Annotated in this window: 1 protein-coding gene; it reads left to right on the top strand. The window is 46.8% G+C overall.

The window, feature by feature from the left end; genetic code table 11:
• A partial coding sequence (locus tag P9273_RS32125; protein WP_278052588.1) for a hypothetical protein occupies positions 1-267 on the top strand: 267 nt, incomplete at both ends.

Genomic DNA, 267 nt, shown 5'->3' with positions numbered 1-267 from the left:
GGCTATCGGTGCTGGTATTGTATTTCTTCCAGTGAAGGTCGGCTTAGTCGGATTGTGGGTTTTCCTCGTCTCATCGGTGATCGCCTATCCCGCGATGTACCTGTTCCAGAGGCTATTTATTAACACTTTGGCCGAATCACCCGAATGCAAGGACTACCCAAGCGTCATCTCAGGTTATCTGGGAAAGAACTGGGGCTTTTTTATCGGTATCCTCTATTTCATCATGTTGGTGATCTGGGTATTTATTTATTCGACAGCCCTCACCAA

The sequence above is a fragment of the Mesorhizobium sp. WSM4935 genome, assembly GCF_029625735.1.
Taxonomy (GTDB): domain Bacteria; phylum Pseudomonadota; class Alphaproteobacteria; order Rhizobiales; family Rhizobiaceae; genus Mesorhizobium.
The sequence above is the reverse complement of the archived record's forward strand: the minus strand, read 5'-3'. Positions and strand labels throughout refer to the sequence as shown.